We start from the raw sequence: 16,394 nt of genomic DNA, 5'->3' as shown, positions 1-16,394 counted from the left end.
AATTATCTTGGATTACAGCGCTACAATTTGCACGAATGGATTTACTGCGAAATCTTCCTTTAGGGTTATACCTAGAACAACCGATTACTTGGCTGCACAAACTCGATCCTAGAGTCAAGCTAATTTGGCTCTTAAGTTTTCTAGCTGCGCCTATTCTAGCTAGTTCGCCTTGGCGGATTGCTTTAGTATTAATGCTAATTGCGATTACTCTAACTGCTAAAATTCCGCTCCGCGCCTGGAAGCAACAAATGGGTTGGCTATTGATGCTGTCTGGCTTTGTGTTTCTTTTAGGTGCTTTTGTCCCCGACTCCTTCAATGTCAAGTACCAACCCCGGCTACCACCAATCGATCCTAGTCTTGCTATTGCCTCAGATTACCAATATGTACTATTTCAAATCAAGGGATTTACAATTACTAGGCGAAGTCTAGAACTAGCTATTCGCGTCAGTACACTAATATTTAATGTCATTTACAGCAGCAATCTCTACTTACTAACTACCGCTCCTGAAGAAATTACCGCCGGAATTGAAAGCTTGATGCGTCCTTTGCGCCGTTTTAAAGTTCCGGTGACAGAAATTGCTTTGACCCTAACTCTATCTTTGCGGTTTATTCCGCTAGTTTTAGAAGAAGTGCAAAACCTAATTCGCTCCGTCAATACCCGCGCCATCAATTGGAAAAAGCTCGGTGTCAAGGGAGCAATTAGAGTCTGGATGCTAGTCGCCGAGCGCTTATTAGAAAATTTGTTACTGCGAGCCGAGCAAATGGCAAATGCGATGACAGTCCGGGGTTTTACAAGCCCGAATACTCATCGAGTTCAATGGCAACAATTACGATTAAAAACTACTGATGGCATGGCGATCGCTTTATTGATTATATTTTGGATCGCGCGGTGGCTGCCATTCCCCACAATTAATTAAGGATTTGCTACAGACGGCTTTTTGAACTTATAAAAGAGCGATCGCCATAGGTGATAACTTTAGTATAGGCGCGGACAGCGATCGCAAAAATCTCCTTTTCCCCTTTCCTTTGGTCAAGAGAAAATCTTTGTACCAACCTTTTCAAAAAAGTATAAGTTTCATTACTTAACCACTGTTTTGCCAAGGTTAATAAAATCAAACGCTTGTAGCTATAGCTGCTTTGTAATTCTGGGAAGTAGGTCAATGCTTGCTGGCGGTACTTATTAACTGCTTTGTAATTATTTTGGAGCAGCGATTTCCAAGCTATTGCCAAATAAGCCCGCCCCACCGCACGCTTTTTTAAATATTTTAATTGGGGACAAACAGATTGAAATGTTTTATCAATTGTTTTCAATCGATATAATAAATGCTTTTCTAAATTGTTAGATTTGCTTCCTAAATGCTGGCGGTATAAAACTAAAGGTTCTTTAATCAACGCAAAAGAATAATTTGCGGCTAGACGAATCCACATATCCCAATCTTCTGCCGACAGCAAATCGGGGTCAAATACACCAACTTCTTCAAAACAACGACGACGGATTGTTGGCACACTACCACACAAAATTAGATTTTCCTCTATGATCTGATTCCAGACATTGCCCTCTGCGTCCGGTGCTGGCACAATAGCTAAATAATTACCTTGATTGTCTATATTCTTAATCCAAGTATTTACCAAACCGACATCGGGATTTGCTGCTAAACACTGCACTTGTTTTTCTAGTTTTGTTGGCTCCCATAAGTCGTCACTATCCAAGAAGGCTATATAATCTCCTGAAGAAAAAGCAATTCCAGTGTTTCGAGCTACTGCCGCACCTTGATTAGTTTGCACTATTGTTTTTATCCGCGCATCTACCAAGTTGCTAATCCATTCTTGGGTTGTATCCAAACTTCCATCATCAATAATTATGACTTCAAAATCGGTAAAAGTTTGATTGAGGACGCTTTCTAGAGCTTCTGGTAAGTAAGTTATATTATTGTAAGTAGGAATAACTACTGAAACTGTTGGCATAGGCTTTTTTTACTCGATTGCTAATGCTTTAACACAAAAGTTTTCATTTGCAAAAATTTGATTTGAGCGTCTATTTATAAACTTATAGACTTCTTTTTTACGCTTAGAATTTGACAAAACAAAAGTTTTTAATTAAGTTTTGTAAGACATTAGACATTTAAGCCTTTGGTTTAATTTGAATTACTTAAGCTTGACTTAACTCGTTTAATTTAAGCTATAAACAAATTGCGCCTATAGCAATCCTAAATCAGCGCTTAAAAAGCAAGTTGGTTCCGCTCCGTAGCCCCTTTTTTGGGGAAACCGGATTTTTATCCGCCAGCCTTGGGGGCTATCCATATTTTATAACTCAAAAAGGATTCTATATATTGAAAAATCTTCTCTAAGATAGATTATAAGTTCGCATTTACTCAAAATTTTCATCTTTACCAAATATTTACAAGATGCTAATTTAGATAAAGAAACTAACTGAAGCTAAAATTTATTGCTATAAAAAATGTTTTAAAAACAGCATTAAAATTTACATTTTACTTGAAAAATAGTTTAAAAAAGTAACAAATAAATTTTTTTAAAATAAAAAACAGAAAAAACCTATGAGAGTTGCTTTTGTTGTTGCTAGTTTTCCGGTTCTATCGGAGACATTTATATTAAATCAAATTGTAGGATTAATTGATCGTGGTTTTACGATTGATATTTATGCAATTCAAGAGAATGTAGAATTAGAGACAACTAACGTACATCCAAATGTAGAAAAATATCATCTACTTGAACGCACTTACTACGTACCTAAAATTCCCAAAAATTTTTTACTTCGTTTGCTTAAAGGCATAACTTTATTACCTAATTTCTCTCAAAATCTTTTAGTGGCGTTGCGAAGCCTCAATATCTTCAAATATGGCACTCAAGCACTATCATTGCGACTGCTTTACCGAGCGAAATCTTTAGTAGGGAAAGAACCTTATGACATCATTCACTGCCAGTTTGGTACGTTAGCGCTGCCGATAATGGTATTGCGCGAACTCGGTGCGATTGAAGGTAGATTAGTTACATCTTTTCGCGGTTATGATATTACTGAATTTATCTACAAAGAGGGAGAAAATATTTATCGTCAACTATTTCCAACTGGGGATTTTTTTCTGCCAAACTGTAACTACTTCAAAAATATATTACTCAAACTTGGTTGCGATCAAAACAAGTTAGCTGTTTTAGAATCAGGTATAGATTGCAGTAAGTTTGCTTATACTCCTCGAATACCTGTAGACGGATTTGTGCGACTTGTAACCACTGGTCGCTTGGTCGAAAAAAAAGGTATAGAATATTGTATTCGTGCAGTGGCAAAGCTTGCTAAAAGCCATAAAAAAATTGAATATAACATCATTGGTGATGGTGTATTGAGATCATCGTTACAGCAATTAATAGACGAGTTAGCGGTAAACGAGCAAGTAAAAATTTTAGGTTGGAAACGGCAGCCAGAAGTTGTAGAGATTCTCAATCGCTCCTCTATATTTATAGCCACGAGTGTAACCGCATCAGACGGCAATCAAGAGGGTATTCCTAATACATTGAAAGAAGCAATGGCGATGGGAATGCCCGTGATTGGAACATTGCACGCTGGGATTCCCGAACTTATTGAAGATGGGGTTTCTGGCTTTCTAGTTCCAGAGAAAGATGTGGATGCTTTAGTAGAAAAATTGGCGCTATTAATAGAAAATCCCCTTAATTGGGTGACTATGGGTCAAGCAGGTAGGGCTTATGTAGAAAAGCACTATGACACCAACAAACTCAACGATCGCTCTATAGAGATTTATCAACAAGTTATGAAAGGGAAAGCCGAGCAAAAACTAGGGTAAACTACCATCGCCTTACAAATTAAATTGACTAATTTGAGACAACACACCACTTTTGGTTAACCATAAATTAACCTGCCCTTTGTGCGATCGCCATGGAAATTGACTAAAGTATGGACGTATATAGAAAAAATCTCCAAAATCTCTATGACTGTATCGCGTCGCCAGTTTTTCACTTTAATAGGCGCTGGAGCAACTTCTGCGCTGCTTGCGGCTCCTTTAAGAGCTTTGTACTCTAGAGAAGCCATAGGTAAAAAAGTAATTGGCAAAGGCTACGGGGCGCTGCAAACCGATCCTAATGGCTTATTAGATTTGCCTAAAGGCTTTCAGTATAGAGCTTTTTCAAAGACTGGGGATACTATGAGCGATCGCAATTCTGTTCCTGGTAATCATGATGGCATGGCAGCCTTTACAGGTACTAACGGAACAACAATTTTAGTTCGCAATCACGAACTTAGCCCCAGTTCTATGACAAAAGTTATAGCGCCAGAAAATCAGAAATACGATCCCCTCGCCTCTGGTGGTACAACTACGTTAATTGTGGGCGCAAATCGCCAACTAATAAAAGATTATGCTTCTCTTGCTGGAACTTATCGCAATTGTGCGGGGGGCGCAACTCCTTGGGGTTCGTGGATTAGTTGCGAAGAAAATACCTCTACTCCCGAAACTAATACGCCAGATAATCCCGATAATATTTCTCAGCTTCACGGCTACAATTTTGAAGTTTCATCCCGCGCTACAGGACTTGTAAAGCCGATACCGCTTGTAAGTATGGGACGATTTAACCACGAAGCGATCGCCGTAGATCCGCGCACCGGAATTGTTTATCAAACTGAAGATCGAGGCGATAGCCTGTTTTATCGTTTTATTCCTACTCAACCCGGAATATTACAAGCAGGAGGAGTTTTAGAAGCATTAAAAATTAAAAATAGACCCCAAGCCATTACCAAAACAGGTTTTGCTATAGGCGAATCAATGGACGTTGAATGGGTACGCATTGAAGACGTAAACCCCGCCCTCGATACTAGACCTCTTGCAAAAGTTAATGATAAAATCGTAGGGAAGTGACTAAGTAGAAGTAAAAGTGACTTATAAAAAGGTAAAAAAATTAAAGGCGGAAGAATTTAAACGTTTGACTGGAGTGCATTTTGACACTTTTAATCAAATGGTAGAAATAGTCAAGGAAGCGGAAAAATCAAGGAAGAAAACTGGCAGACCGCCAAAACTAAAGGTAGAAGACCAAATCTTAATGGTCTTAGAATATTTACGAGAGTACCGAACTTTTTTTCATTTAGGTGCTACTTGGGGAATAAACGAATCTACAGCCTACCGAATTATTCAAAAAATAGAAAATATTTTAATTAAAGCTCCTCAACTAAGACTACCAGGGAAAAAGAGATTGATTGACGATGATTATCAGCTAGAAACGGTAGTAATAGATGTAAGTGAGACCCCCATAGAAAGACCTAAAAAAAACAAAAGAGCTATTATAGTGGCAAGAAAAAAAGACATACGTTGAAAGCCCAAGTAGTTATCGATCAAAGAAATGGAGAAATACTGTGTACGTACTATGGCAAGGGTTCTGAACATGATTTCAAGTTATATAAAAGAAGCAAAATCAGGATTAAAAAAGAGGTTAAATGTTTAGCAGATAAGGGATATCAAGGAATTAAAAAGCATCATCATTTTAGTCAAATACCTAAAAAGAAGCCAAGAAAAGATAAGCTTTCTGTAGCCGAGAAAAAAGAGAATAGAGAACTAGCAAAAGAGAGAATAATTATTGAAAATGTTTTTGCCCATTTGAAAAGATTTAGGATTTTACAAGGGCGATATAGAAACAGAAGGAAACGATTTGGATTAAGGTTTAATTTAATAGCTTCTATTTATAATTATGAGCTTAACTTAAACGCAAATCAATCTTAAAGCTTATTTTTGCAAGAGGTCTACTGTAAGAGTTGAAGGTTTTAATAAAGGGGCGGCTCAGTTTTCGCGTGGGGAAGGAATAATTTATGGCAATGGCGAAGTGTACTTTACCTGCACTAATGGCGGTGCGGCTCAAAAAGGACAAGTTTGGCGCTATATTCCTGGGAAAAAGGCAATTGATGGCGGTACTATTGAGCTATTTGTAGAGCCAAACAGTGGAACGGTACTAGAAAGCCCAGATAATGTCACTTTGTCACCGGCTGGCGATTTATTCTTGTGCGAAGATGGAGAAGGTAGCGATCGCATTGTTGGCGTTAATTCTCAAGGAGAACTGTATCAGTTTGCTCGAAACGCCCTCAACAGTTCAGAACTTTGTGGAGTTTGCTTTTCTCCCGATGGTCGGACAATGTTTCTCAATATCCAAGATCCTGGGATTACTTTTGCGATTTGGGGTGCTTGGGCATAATTTATCAAAACCATGTTTTTGTTTTGGAGTTTTGAATCGGTTGTAACCAAAATAAGGCAGCACGTCAAGAAAATTATTGGTTAACGTCAAACCACTCGGTTACACCATCGGAAATTGTTGTTGCTAATAATTGTTGTTCTTGCGCGTTAGTAATCCACTCAAACTCGTTGGGATTAATCATAAAACCTAGTTCTAGCAACACTGAAGGCGCAGCAGTGGGACGAGTTAAGGCTAAATTATTCCAGTACACGCCGTAGGAAGGACGAGCCAGCTTTTTGACTAAATAATTATGCATAAATAAAGCTAAACTGTGGGCTTGGGCGTTGTACCAAAAAGTAGCTATTCCTTTAGTGTTTATAGCATCGCCGCTATCAGGTAAAGCGTTGTAGTGGATAGAAAGAGCGATCGCCGGTTCTAGTTTATCAATCATTGCCACGCGATCGCCCAAACCAACATCAATATCTGCTTCCCGCGTCATATATACTGTTGCGCCTTTGGCGATTAAATGCGATCGCACTAGCTTAGACATCAACAAATTAATATCTTTTTCGGGATAACCTGTGGGGCCTCTTGAACCTAATTCCTTACCACCATGACCGGGATCGAGCAAAATTTTAATCCCTTTAAGTGGGGTTTCTTGTCCCTTTTTTGGTGGATGACGCATAGTTAAAACTAAGCTCGTACCGTCGTATCTGAGCTTGTAACCCCACTGTTGATCATTTTTGAGGTTAAAGGTATATTGCACCTGTTTAGTAGCCACCTGTTGCCAATCTAGGCGAGAAATTAGCGGGTCATCATCTAAGCGGATAATATCAGTTTCGGCGGTAGTGTTGTAGAGGGTTAGGGTAAAAGATTTTTCACCTTGTTGGACGCTTACAGGTACGGGTACTTGCAAAGGAAATACGATTTCTGTTGCTCCCGCTACTTGACGAGCGCGGACGCTACGAATAATTGAAGTAGGCGGCGTTACACCTTTTAAAATCCGGGTTTCTTTACTATTAATCCAACCGCCATAATCTAAACGTAACCATTCTCCCTCTTTGGCGGTAATTGTCGCCTGCGTCCCTTTGGGTAAAGGAGTAAGCCGAGAATTATCGGTACTCGCACCCGTCCGCGCTACCCCAGAAACGGCTGTAACTTCGGCAACTTCTAGCTGTAAGGGGGAAAGGATGGTTATTTTACCTTTACCTAGCTGCTTTGTTGTTTTGCCATCAATAGTTAGCTGAAATTCTGGTAATCCTAAACTAGCGGGTTGCAAAGCCGTTGTACACCCCTTGTACTTCCCGGCGACCGATGCTGTAATCGGTCGGTTTTGCTCTGTCAGCGCCGCCCAATTGGGCGGTAGTTGGACATTTTGGGATTGGGGAAGTAAAGCAATAGTTTGACTAGCTAAGTTTATACTAACCTTGGCATTGACGGGCGCGATCGCTCCAAAACAAATAATTTCCCCTGGAAGCCTTGCTATATCTACCGATGGCGTTAGAGAATCGAGTGCAAAAGCTAATCCTTTTGGCGGCGATTGAATGGTAGATAAGCGTTTAACTTTAATTTCTAACTGCTGGTTTTGGTAGCGCAAAGTAAATAAATTATCTCCCACTTTTAACGGGAAACTAGGGGCAAAATGTCCCGCCGGACTGCGGTTGATAGGTTTACCATTTACTAATACTTCGCCCTTTGGCGCTGTACCAATCAAAAATATTTGGTTAGCGGTAGTTTGATGTTCAGAAGGAGGATAAACCACCGTTAATGCTTGTTGTGCTAACGCCGGGGATGTCATGGAAACTATCCCGAATAATGCCGATCCTAAAAGTTTTCTCACGCCAAAATAGTAATAGATATTTATGATATTGCCATTGATGCGATTACTTTTCCCGACAAAAGCTAACAGCGAGTATTGTGGCACAATTAACGGGGTGGATTTCTATAATTGTTTTTACGGCTAAAATTATATGACTAAATTTGTGTTTGTTACTGGGGGCGTAGTTTCCAGTATTGGTAAAGGTATTGTAGCGGCGAGTTTGGGTAGATTATTAAAATCGCGGGATTATTCGGTATCTATTCTCAAACTAGATCCTTATATTAACGTCGATCCCGGTACAATGAGTCCTTTTCAGCATGGAGAGGTATTTGTTACCGACGACGGTGCGGAGACAGATTTAGACTTGGGACACTACGAACGATTTACTGATACACCGATGTCACGGCTTAATAGTGTGACTACAGGCTCTATTTATCAAGCGGTGTTAAATAAAGAGCGACGCGGCGAATATATGGGGGGTACAGTCCAAGTAATTCCCCATATTACAACCGAAATTAAAGACCGCATTCAAAGAGTTGCTCGCGATACCAATCCTGACGTTGTAATTACAGAAATTGGTGGGACAGTAGGCGATATTGAATCTTTGCCTTTTTTAGAAGCAATCCGTCAGTTTCGGAAAGATGTCGGGCGAAAAAACGTGTTGTATATGCACGTTACCTTAGTACCTTGGATTCCATCCGCCGGAGAAATGAAAACAAAGCCAACCCAGCATTCTGTTAAAGAGTTGCGCTCTATTGGTATTCAACCAGATATTTTAGTTTGTAGGTGCGATCGCCCGTTGCCTTTGGGTTTAAAGTTAAAAATGTCAGAGTTTTGCGATGTACCTGTAGAGTGCGTGATTACATCCCAAGATGCTATCAGTATCTACGAAGTACCGTTAATGTTAGAACGGGAAGGATTAGCCGAGCAAGCAATAGAATTACTCCATCTCGAACACCGCCAACCAAATCTTACTCAATGGCAAAATTTAGTTGACCATCTTTATCGCCCCACCCACAAAATAGAAATTGGTATTGTTGGTAAATACGTGCAATTAAATGACGCTTATTTATCCGTCACCGAAGCCTTGCGCCATGCAGCCTTGGCCACTGGGGGAGAATTACAATTGCGGTGGATAAATTCGGAAGACTTGGAAACCGATGATGCGAAAAAGTATCTAGAAGGAATTGACGGGTTAGTAGTACCGGGAGGTTTTGGGATTCGGGGTGTAGATGGAAAAATTGCGGCGGTACAGTATGCGCGAGAACTAAAAATTCCTTTTTTGGGTTTATGTTTGGGAATGCAATGTGCGGTGGTAGAGTGGGCGCGAAACCTGGCAGGATTAAAAGACGCTAATAGTGCTGAATTTGACTCAACAGGCGCTCATCCAGTAATTAATCTATTGCCCGAACAGCAAGACGTGGTAGATTTGGGCGGTACAATGCGTTTAGGGTTGTATCCTTGTCGCATTGAGCCAAATACTTTAGCTCATAAACTCTACGGAAAAGAAGTAATTTACGAGCGCCACCGCCACCGCTACGAGTTTAACAATGCTTACCGCAACTTGCTTTTAGAAGCTGGCTATGTAATTAGCGGTACTTCTCCTGATGGTCGCTTGGTAGAAATTATCGAATTACCTAATCATCCCTTTTTTCTTGCTACTCAATTCCACCCAGAGTTTAAATCAAGACCTAGTGCGCCTCATCCTTTATTTAGTGGGTTTATTGAAGCAGCAACGGCGCGTCTAACACCCCCATCAGTGCAAATCCCCACCCCGGTTGAGGTGTAGGCGTTGGGTAGAGACGTTGCGGTACAACGTCTCTACAATAATCGTGCAACGTCTCTACGGTAATAAAGACCAAGCCAATTTAGCCGCGCCTACCATTCCGGCCTTATTGCCTAGTTGCGCCCTGAGTATCTGCAAACCCGCACGGGAACTAGGCAAAACCCGGCGTTCAATCTCTGCTTGCATAGAAGGTAAGAAAAATTCAAAACTAGCGCATACACCGCCGCCAATTGCGATCGCTTCTGGTGTCAAAATATAAATTAAACTTGCAACTCCTGCCCCTAAGTCCTTGCCATATTCTTGCCAAAAAGTTAAGGCTTTTTCGTCACCAGAACTTGCTAATTCGCCCAACTGAGAAGGTTCTAAACCTGTACGGCGGCGAATAGCTGGGGCTGAAGCATATTGCTCTAAAGAACCTTGATTGCCGCTATTACATCTATGACCATCAGGATTTAAAGTAATTAATCCCAATTCTCCCGCCGCGCCGCGATGTCCGGTAAACAATTTACCATCAAGAATAATCGCCCCACCTACTCCCGTACCGAGGGTAATTAGAATTAAGTTTTGAAACTGTTTCCCTGCACCTAGCCAATATTCCCCTAAACCCGCACAATTGGCATCATTGGCTAGAAGTGTAGGCAAGTTTAATTTAGCTTCTAACAAGTCCGCTAAGGGGACATTGTGCCAATTAGATAGATTAATTGCCACTACCGCAATGCGTCCGGTTACATCAACGGCTCCTGGAGTGCCAACACCAATCGCTTTACTATATCCTTGGGGGTCAATTAAGGAAATCGCGTCTAAGATAGCTTCAACAACGGCGCTTGGTGTCGCTGGTTGAGGTGTAGCAACGCTTAATGACTGCAAGCAAGTACCATCGGCTGTAAATCGCCCCAATTTAATTGCCGTACCACCTAAATCAATCCCAATTACTTGAGACTCTATATCAACATTACCCATATTGCTCATTAAGGTACAAAATTACTATTTTCTTTCCGCAACCGGGGATTAATGAAATCATTTAATCCCTCTCCCACCAAAGACAAACCAACAACCATTAAAGTCATTGCTAATCCTGGAAATAACGCCGTCCACCAAATACCTGTAGGTAAAGCTTCTAGTGCTTGACGCAAATCGTGACCCCATTCTGGTACTTGTTCGGGCAATCCTAACCCCAAAAAGCCCAAGCCACCCAAAGTTAAAATCGCATCCGCCGCATTTAGGGTAAATAATACCGGAACGCTGGCAATTACATTTAAAAACAAGTAGCGCGATAGTATCCGCCAAGTAGAAGCCCCCATTGATTGCGCTGCTTCAATAAAAAGCTCGGTTTTGACGCTGACCGTATGATTGCGCACAACTCGATAATATTGGGGTATGTATGCAATACTAATGGCGATCGCCGCATTTAAGATACCTCTACCCACAACAAAAGCCAAAGTCACTGATAGCAATAGTCCTGGCAGCGTATAGATAGTATCCATTAAAAATAATAATATGCGATCAAGTCTGCCGCCAATATAACCGCTCACAAGTCCCAAAGGAACGCCAATTACGACACTCAGCACCGTTGCCAAAATCACTACTTGTAAAGCAGCTTGCGTACCGAATAAAGTCCGGGAAAATACATCATAACCTTGCTGGCTTGTGCCAAAAAAGTGACTAATTGACGGCGGTTCGTGAATTGGATTACTTAGCGACTCGGAGGGGTTTTGCAACCATCCCCAACCCTGAAACACCGAACCAAATAGAGCTATTAACAAAAAAAATAGGCTCATAACTAAGCCTATCAGCATTAATCGCTGGGAAATACTAGGACGCGCCGCCGAGGAAAAAATGTTGGGTAGCTTGCGTTTGGTGGCAGTCATATAAATTAAATTGCAGTAGTATTTGCGGCTTGGGCGTGTCGCAAATATACAGGATTTGGGAAGCTAATTCAATCCGATTACTTTTTAAGAAAAACCAAGAAATGGGGGGTTTGGGGGGCAGACCCCCCATTGGGGGACGAGTTGCCTCCCCCAAACCCCCTGCAAAAGGGTCTTATCTTGAAGTCCGCAAGATTTTGTGCTGCCGATATTACAAATGACTTTCTACTAACTGGCGATATTGACTTTTTGGCTTGATACCTTTAGATTCAACCAATAATTCCTTATTCTTAAACAATTGAATCGTTGGCGTACCATTAACTCCAGCGTTTTCGGCAATATCTCGGTCTTTTTCAATATCAATCTCTACAAAGTGAATCTGACCATCAAATTCATCAACTACTTTGTTCAAAATCGGTTTCAAGGTATGACAAGGGCCACAACCAGGGGAAACGTATTTAACTATTAACAAGCGATCGCTATCATGGAATAATTTACGTAAAGCATAGCCTCCTTCATGGCGTGTAGCCTGTACGTTAAACTCCTGTGATTCTGTACTTGGCTTTTGGGCTTCATGCTCTAACTCATTATTTGCCGTTGCTGGTACTTGATGAAATTCTTGCAGTAAATCATTCACCGACAACCACCTTTCCGCCAACATTGCCGCCATACAGCCTGTTCCCGCCGCCGTTATTGCTTGGCGAAACTCATGGTCTTGCACATCTCCCGCCGCAAATACGCCTTCAACGCTAGTTTCTACTGAACCCGGCTTAGTGACAATGTAACCAACATCGTCTAGTTCTAATTGCCCTTTAAATAAATCGGTATTTGGCTTATGACCGACGGCATAAAATAATCCTTTAACGTGTAAATCCTTTTCCTCATTGGTTTTAAGGTTACGAATTTTTACTCCTTCCATGTGCTTGTCATTTCCAAACACATCTACAACTTCGCTATTCCAATGGACGGTAATTTTGGGATTGCTCAATACGCGGTCTTGCATCGCTTTACTAGCGCGCATTTTGTCCCCACGCACCAGCATATTTACTGTATCGCCGTACTTAGTCAAATAAATTGATTCTTCCGCCGCCGAATCGCCGCCACCAATTACCGCTAATTCAGCGCGATGAAATATTGGCGTAGCACCATCACAAATTGCACAAGCGGAAATTCCCCGACTCCAAAACTGATGTTCTCCGGGTAAACCTAATCTTTTTGCCGTCGCTCCCGTAGCAATTACAATACTATGGGCTTTAACTTCCCGCTCCTCCGAACGCACCACAAAAGGACGCTGGCTAAAGTCTACAGAAATTACATCTTCTGTATATAGTTCCGCTCCCCAACGCTCGGCTTGAGCCTTCATGTTATCCATTAATTCGGGTCCAGTAATCCCTTGGGGAAATCCTGGAAAGTTCTCAACTTCCGTCGTCGTCATCAACTGACCCCCTGGCAATCCTCCCGCTTGAAAACCCTCAAATACTAATGGTTTCAAGTTTGCTCTAGCTGCATATATCGCCGCCGTATAACCCGCCGGGCCTGAACCAATAATTACTAGATTTTCTGTGGTGTTATCTGCCATAATATAATAAACTCATAACGACTACGTTTTAATTAGTATAACCTAGAATTTGTAATGCTGTTAAATGTATTGACGGTAATTACTAAACAGGTATTTTTCGGAAACAGTAACAATAGAAAAAAGGATAAACATTAATTAGCTTATGAGTACAACCACTACTGAAAATCCATTGCTAATCGGTAAGGGATTGCCACCTTTTGCCGAAATTAAGCCAGAGCAGATTGTCCCCGCAATGACCCAGTTATTGGCGCAAGTAGACCAAGAACTTACAGAGTTAGAAGCTAAAGTACAGCCTACTTGGAGCGGCTTAGTAGAACCCTTAGACCGATTAAGCGATCGCTTAACTTGGAGTTGGGGTATAGTAGGACATCTAATGGGTGTCAAAAATAGCCCCGAATTGCGCGTTTCTTACGAAAGCGTCCAACCGCAAGTTATCCAATTTTTTAACAAACTCAGTCAAAGTCAACCCATTTACAACGCCTTCAAAGCACTGCACTCTAGCCAAGATTGGGATAAATTAGAACCCGCCCAAAAACGGATTGTGGAAGCAGCAATTAAAGATGCCGAACTATCGGGAATTGGCTTAGAAGGAGAAAAAAGAGAGCGTTTTAATACTATCCAACTAGAATTAGGCGAGCTTTCGACTAAATTCTCTAACCACGTTTTGGATGCAACCAAAGCTTTTAGCTTGGATTTGACTACAAAAGAAGAAATTGATGGTTTACCCCCTAGCTTAATTAGTTTAGCGGCTCAAACTGCCCGCGATGCTGGGCAAGAAAATGCCACCCCAGAAAACGGCCCTTGGCGGATTACGCTAGATTTTCCCAGCTTTGGCCCTTTCATGCAGCACAGCACCCGTAGCGACTTACGGGAAAAGGTCTACAAAGCTTTTATTAGTCGCGCATCTAGTGGCGAATTAGATAATACGCCCTTAATTGAACGCATTTTACAGTTGCGCCAAGAAAAAGCTCCGTTGCTAGGTTTTGATAGTTTTGCCGAATTGAGTCTAGCGCGAAAAATGGCCCCCAGCGTCGAAGCGGTAGAGGCATTACTAGAAGAATTACGCGCGACTAGCTACGAAGCGGCTAAAACAGACTTAGAAGAATTAAAAGCTTTTGCAGCAAGCAAAAACCCCGCCAATAGCGACTTAAAACACTGGGATATTAGTTTTTGGTCAGAACGCCAGCGCGAAGAAAAGTTTGACTTTAGCGCCGAAGAATTGCGCCCTTACTTTCCTTTAGAGCAAGTATTAGAAAGCTTGTTTTCTTTAGTCAACCGCTTATTTGGCGTAACTATCACGGCGGCGGACGGTCAAGCCCCAGTTTGGCACGAAGATGTTAGATATTTCCAAGTAGCAGACGAAAAAGGTACAGAAATCGCCCATTTTTATCTTGACCCTTATAGCCGTCCCGCCGAAAAGCGCGGCGGTGCTTGGATGGATGATTGTATGGGGAGAGCAAAAATTACCGAAAATGGCACAACTACTCTGCGTAAACCCGTAGCTTACTTAGTTTGCAACCAATCGCCCCCCGTAGATGGCAAACCTAGCTTAATGACCTTTGGTGAAGTAGAAACGCTATTTCATGAATTTGGTCACGGTTTGCAGCATATGCTAACTAAAGTGGATTATGCCGATGCTTCTGGGATTAACAATGTTGAGTGGGACGCGGTAGAATTGCCCAGTCAGTTTATGGAAAACTGGTGCTATCACTACCCAACTTTAATGGGGATGGCAAAACACTACGAAACGGGGGAAGCTTTACCAGAGCATTATTACCACAAGCTAGTAGCGGCTAAAAACTATATGAGCGGTAGTGTCATGCTCAGACAAGTTTACTTTAGTAGTGTAGACATTCAACTGCACCACCGCTACCAACCAGGAAAAGGCGAAAGCGCCAACGATTTCCGCAACCGCATCGCCCAAACTAATACCGTGTTGCCACCGCTACCGGAAGATGCGTTTTTATGTGCTTTTGGTCATATTTTCGCTGGCGGCTATGCTGCGGGCTACTACAGCTACAAATGGGCGGAAGTTTTGAGTGCTGATGCTTTTGCGGCTTTTGAAGAAGCGGGGCTAGATTCAGAGGAGGCGATCGCATCCACCGGAAAACGTTTTGGCGATACAGTATTAGCATTAGGCGGCAGCCAACACCCTATGGAAGTATTTAAGGCTTTTCGAGGGCGCGAACCCAGCACTGAGCCTTTACTCAAGCATAGCGGCTTAGTAAAAGCGGCGTAAACACTGATGAGTTACCGATATATTTTGTTTAATAAACCCTACGGCGTTTTAAGTCAGTTTACCGACAGTAGCGGCGAAAAGCGGAAAGTTTGCGCGTCCGGGTCTCCCGGCGCAAAACTTTTCAAGAGGCGGACGTTAAAAGATTATATATCGGTAGCAGATGTTTACCCGGTAGGGCGTTTGGATTGGGACAGCGAAGGGCTAATGTTATTGACCGATAACGGACAATTGCAGCACCGTCTGTCTCATCCTCAGTTTGGACATCCTCGCACCTATTGGGTGCAGGTAGAACGGATTCCTGATGTTAATGCGATCAATCAATTGCAATCTGGAGTTATGATAAGCGATCGCCTTACTCGTCCTGCTATTGTCAAGCTATTAACCGATGAACCCCTCCTACCAGAGCGAGATGTCCCAATTCGGTTTCGCAAAAATGTTCCTACAGCTTGGCTAGAAATAACTTTAACTGAAGGACGCAACCGCCAAGTAAGGCGCATGACTGCTAAAGTTGGCTTTCCTACTTTACGTTTAGTTAGAGTCGCTATCAATCAATTGACTTTACATAACTTACAACCAGGTTGTCTACGTAATCTTACGGAAAACGAAGTCAAAGATTTGCTTAAATAGTTTTTACTTACTTAGATACATTCTAAGAGATATAGCAATCCTATTTGATTCGTAAACATTATCTCTACAACGTTCACAATTGATTTAGGATTACTATATACTAAGCGATTAGACAATATAAACTAAAAAATTCGCAATTGACTTTATTTATTGTTTGTCAAAATAAGCACCTATGAATTAGAATCAAGTGATAGCACTTCGACAGGGTGGCGATCGCTAATTAACATATTTTGATTTTACTATGAGAAAAAAATAATTAATTGTGGCAACTTAAATGTATTGCGTTAACAAACGCTATGAAT

13 protein-coding genes are annotated in these 16,394 nt (G+C 41.6%); 8 read left to right on the top strand and 5 right to left on the bottom strand.

The genetic code is table 11. From position 1 onward, the window contains the following. The first annotated feature begins 35 nt into the window (after positions 1-35). Entirely contained in the window at positions 36-917 is an 882-nt protein-coding gene (locus SYN7509_RS0211880; protein WP_009631865.1) for an energy-coupling factor transporter transmembrane component T family protein, read from the top strand. Positions 918-924: 7 nt separating this feature from the next. Here the strand turns inward: SYN7509_RS0211880 and SYN7509_RS0211875 are convergent, their stop codons facing one another. Continuing rightward, on the bottom strand, positions 925-1,965 hold the full coding sequence (locus tag SYN7509_RS0211875) for a glycosyltransferase family 2 protein (protein ID WP_009631864.1): 1,041 nt from the start codon (positions 1,963-1,965) through the stop codon (positions 925-927). A gap of 590 nt (positions 1,966-2,555) precedes the next feature. On the opposite strand from SYN7509_RS0211875, the gene SYN7509_RS0211865 reads away from it, so the two are divergent. The 4 genes from SYN7509_RS0211865 (at position 2,556) to SYN7509_RS0211845 (ending at position 6,198) form a co-directional block, all read left to right on the top strand. Then, positions 2,556-3,812, top strand: a complete 1,257-nt coding sequence (locus SYN7509_RS0211865; protein ID WP_009631862.1) for a glycosyltransferase — start codon at positions 2,556-2,558, stop codon at positions 3,810-3,812. A 144-nt stretch (positions 3,813-3,956) separates the two neighbouring features. Further along, positions 3,957-4,877, top strand: a complete 921-nt coding sequence (locus SYN7509_RS25800) for an alkaline phosphatase PhoX (RefSeq protein ID WP_009631861.1) — start codon at positions 3,957-3,959, stop codon at positions 4,875-4,877. A gap of 16 nt (positions 4,878-4,893) precedes the next feature. Continuing rightward, positions 4,894-5,732, top strand: a protein-coding gene (locus SYN7509_RS28515) for an IS5 family transposase (RefSeq protein ID WP_202807208.1) whose coding sequence is annotated in 2 segments (ribosomal slippage) — positions 4,894-5,284 and positions 5,284-5,732 — 840 coding nt in all. Because the reading frame shifts where the segments join, the coding sequence is not laid out codon by codon here. Then, positions 5,722-6,198 carry an alkaline phosphatase PhoX gene (locus tag SYN7509_RS0211845; protein WP_084610667.1) on the top strand — a complete coding sequence of 159 codons (477 nt, stop codon included), beginning with the start codon at positions 5,722-5,724 and terminating at the stop codon, positions 6,196-6,198. The genes SYN7509_RS28515 and SYN7509_RS0211845 overlap by 11 nt, the downstream gene beginning before the upstream one ends. A gap of 73 nt (positions 6,199-6,271) precedes the next feature. Here the strand turns inward: SYN7509_RS0211845 and SYN7509_RS0211840 are convergent, their stop codons facing one another. After that, entirely contained in the window at positions 6,272-8,101 is a 1,830-nt protein-coding gene (locus SYN7509_RS0211840) for an N-acetylmuramoyl-L-alanine amidase (protein WP_227501496.1), read from the bottom strand. Between the two features lie 46 nt (positions 8,102-8,147). Here SYN7509_RS0211840 and SYN7509_RS0211835 point away from each other — a divergent pair, with 46 nt between their 5' ends. Continuing rightward, the gene (locus tag SYN7509_RS0211835; RefSeq protein WP_009632859.1) at positions 8,148-9,785 is read left to right on the top strand and encodes a CTP synthase; all 1,638 of its coding nucleotides are present in this window, start codon (positions 8,148-8,150) and stop codon (positions 9,783-9,785) included. A 54-nt stretch (positions 9,786-9,839) separates the two neighbouring features. Here the strand turns inward: SYN7509_RS0211835 and SYN7509_RS0211830 are convergent, their stop codons facing one another. The 3 genes from SYN7509_RS0211830 to trxB form a co-directional block, all read right to left on the bottom strand. Beyond that, positions 9,840-10,751: an ROK family protein gene (locus tag SYN7509_RS0211830; protein WP_009632858.1), complete on the bottom strand. Its 912-nt coding sequence runs from the start codon at positions 10,749-10,751 to the stop codon at positions 9,840-9,842. After that, the gene (locus tag SYN7509_RS0211825; protein ID WP_009632857.1) at positions 10,751-11,650 is read right to left on the bottom strand and encodes an ABC transporter permease; all 900 of its coding nucleotides are present in this window, start codon (positions 11,648-11,650) and stop codon (positions 10,751-10,753) included. Before SYN7509_RS0211825 ends, SYN7509_RS0211830 begins: the two co-directional genes overlap by 1 nt. A 208-nt stretch (positions 11,651-11,858) precedes the next feature. Next, entirely contained in the window at positions 11,859-13,226 is a 1,368-nt protein-coding gene (gene trxB / locus SYN7509_RS0211820) for a thioredoxin-disulfide reductase (RefSeq protein ID WP_009632856.1), read from the bottom strand. Between the two features lie 142 nt (positions 13,227-13,368). On the opposite strand from trxB, the gene SYN7509_RS0211815 reads away from it, so the two are divergent. Then, the gene (locus SYN7509_RS0211815) at positions 13,369-15,465 is read left to right on the top strand and encodes a M3 family metallopeptidase (protein WP_009632855.1); all 2,097 of its coding nucleotides are present in this window, start codon (positions 13,369-13,371) and stop codon (positions 15,463-15,465) included. A gap of 6 nt (positions 15,466-15,471) precedes the next feature. Continuing rightward, the gene (locus tag SYN7509_RS0211810) at positions 15,472-16,092 is read left to right on the top strand and encodes a pseudouridine synthase (protein ID WP_009632854.1); all 621 of its coding nucleotides are present in this window, start codon (positions 15,472-15,474) and stop codon (positions 16,090-16,092) included. Positions 16,093-16,394: the final 302 nt, after the last annotated feature.

Origin of the sequence: Synechocystis sp. PCC 7509 (assembly GCF_000332075.2) — a bacterium.
Taxonomy (GTDB): Bacteria; Cyanobacteriota; Cyanobacteriia; order Cyanobacteriales; family Chroococcidiopsidaceae; genus Aliterella.
The sequence above is the reverse complement of the archived record's forward strand: the minus strand, read 5'-3'. Positions and strand labels throughout refer to the sequence as shown.

Bases quoted from the DNA above. Each gene is read 5' to 3' on its own strand.
- SYN7509_RS0211825 (WP_009632857.1), bottom strand. From the start codon at position 11,650: ATGACTGCCACCAAACGCAAGCTACCCAACATTTTTTCCTCGGCGGCG.
- SYN7509_RS0211865 (WP_009631862.1), top strand. From the start codon at position 2,556: ATGAGAGTTGCTTTTGTTGTTGCTAGTTTTCCGGTTCTATCGGAGACA.
- SYN7509_RS0211880 (WP_009631865.1), top strand. From the start codon at position 36: ATGGATTTACTGCGAAATCTTCCTTTAGGGTTATACCTAGAACAACCG.
- SYN7509_RS0211815 (WP_009632855.1), top strand. From the start codon at position 13,369: ATGAGTACAACCACTACTGAAAATCCATTGCTAATCGGTAAGGGATTG.
- trxB (WP_009632856.1), bottom strand. From the start codon at position 13,226: ATGGCAGATAACACCACAGAAAATCTAGTAATTATTGGTTCAGGCCCG.
- SYN7509_RS0211835 (WP_009632859.1), top strand. From the start codon at position 8,148: ATGACTAAATTTGTGTTTGTTACTGGGGGCGTAGTTTCCAGTATTGGT.
- SYN7509_RS0211875 (WP_009631864.1), bottom strand. From the start codon at position 1,965: ATGCCAACAGTTTCAGTAGTTATTCCTACTTACAATAATATAACTTAC.
- SYN7509_RS0211810 (WP_009632854.1), top strand. From the start codon at position 15,472: ATGAGTTACCGATATATTTTGTTTAATAAACCCTACGGCGTTTTAAGT.
- SYN7509_RS25800 (WP_009631861.1), top strand. From the start codon at position 3,957: ATGACTGTATCGCGTCGCCAGTTTTTCACTTTAATAGGCGCTGGAGCA.
- SYN7509_RS0211830 (WP_009632858.1), bottom strand. From the start codon at position 10,751: ATGAGCAATATGGGTAATGTTGATATAGAGTCTCAAGTAATTGGGATT.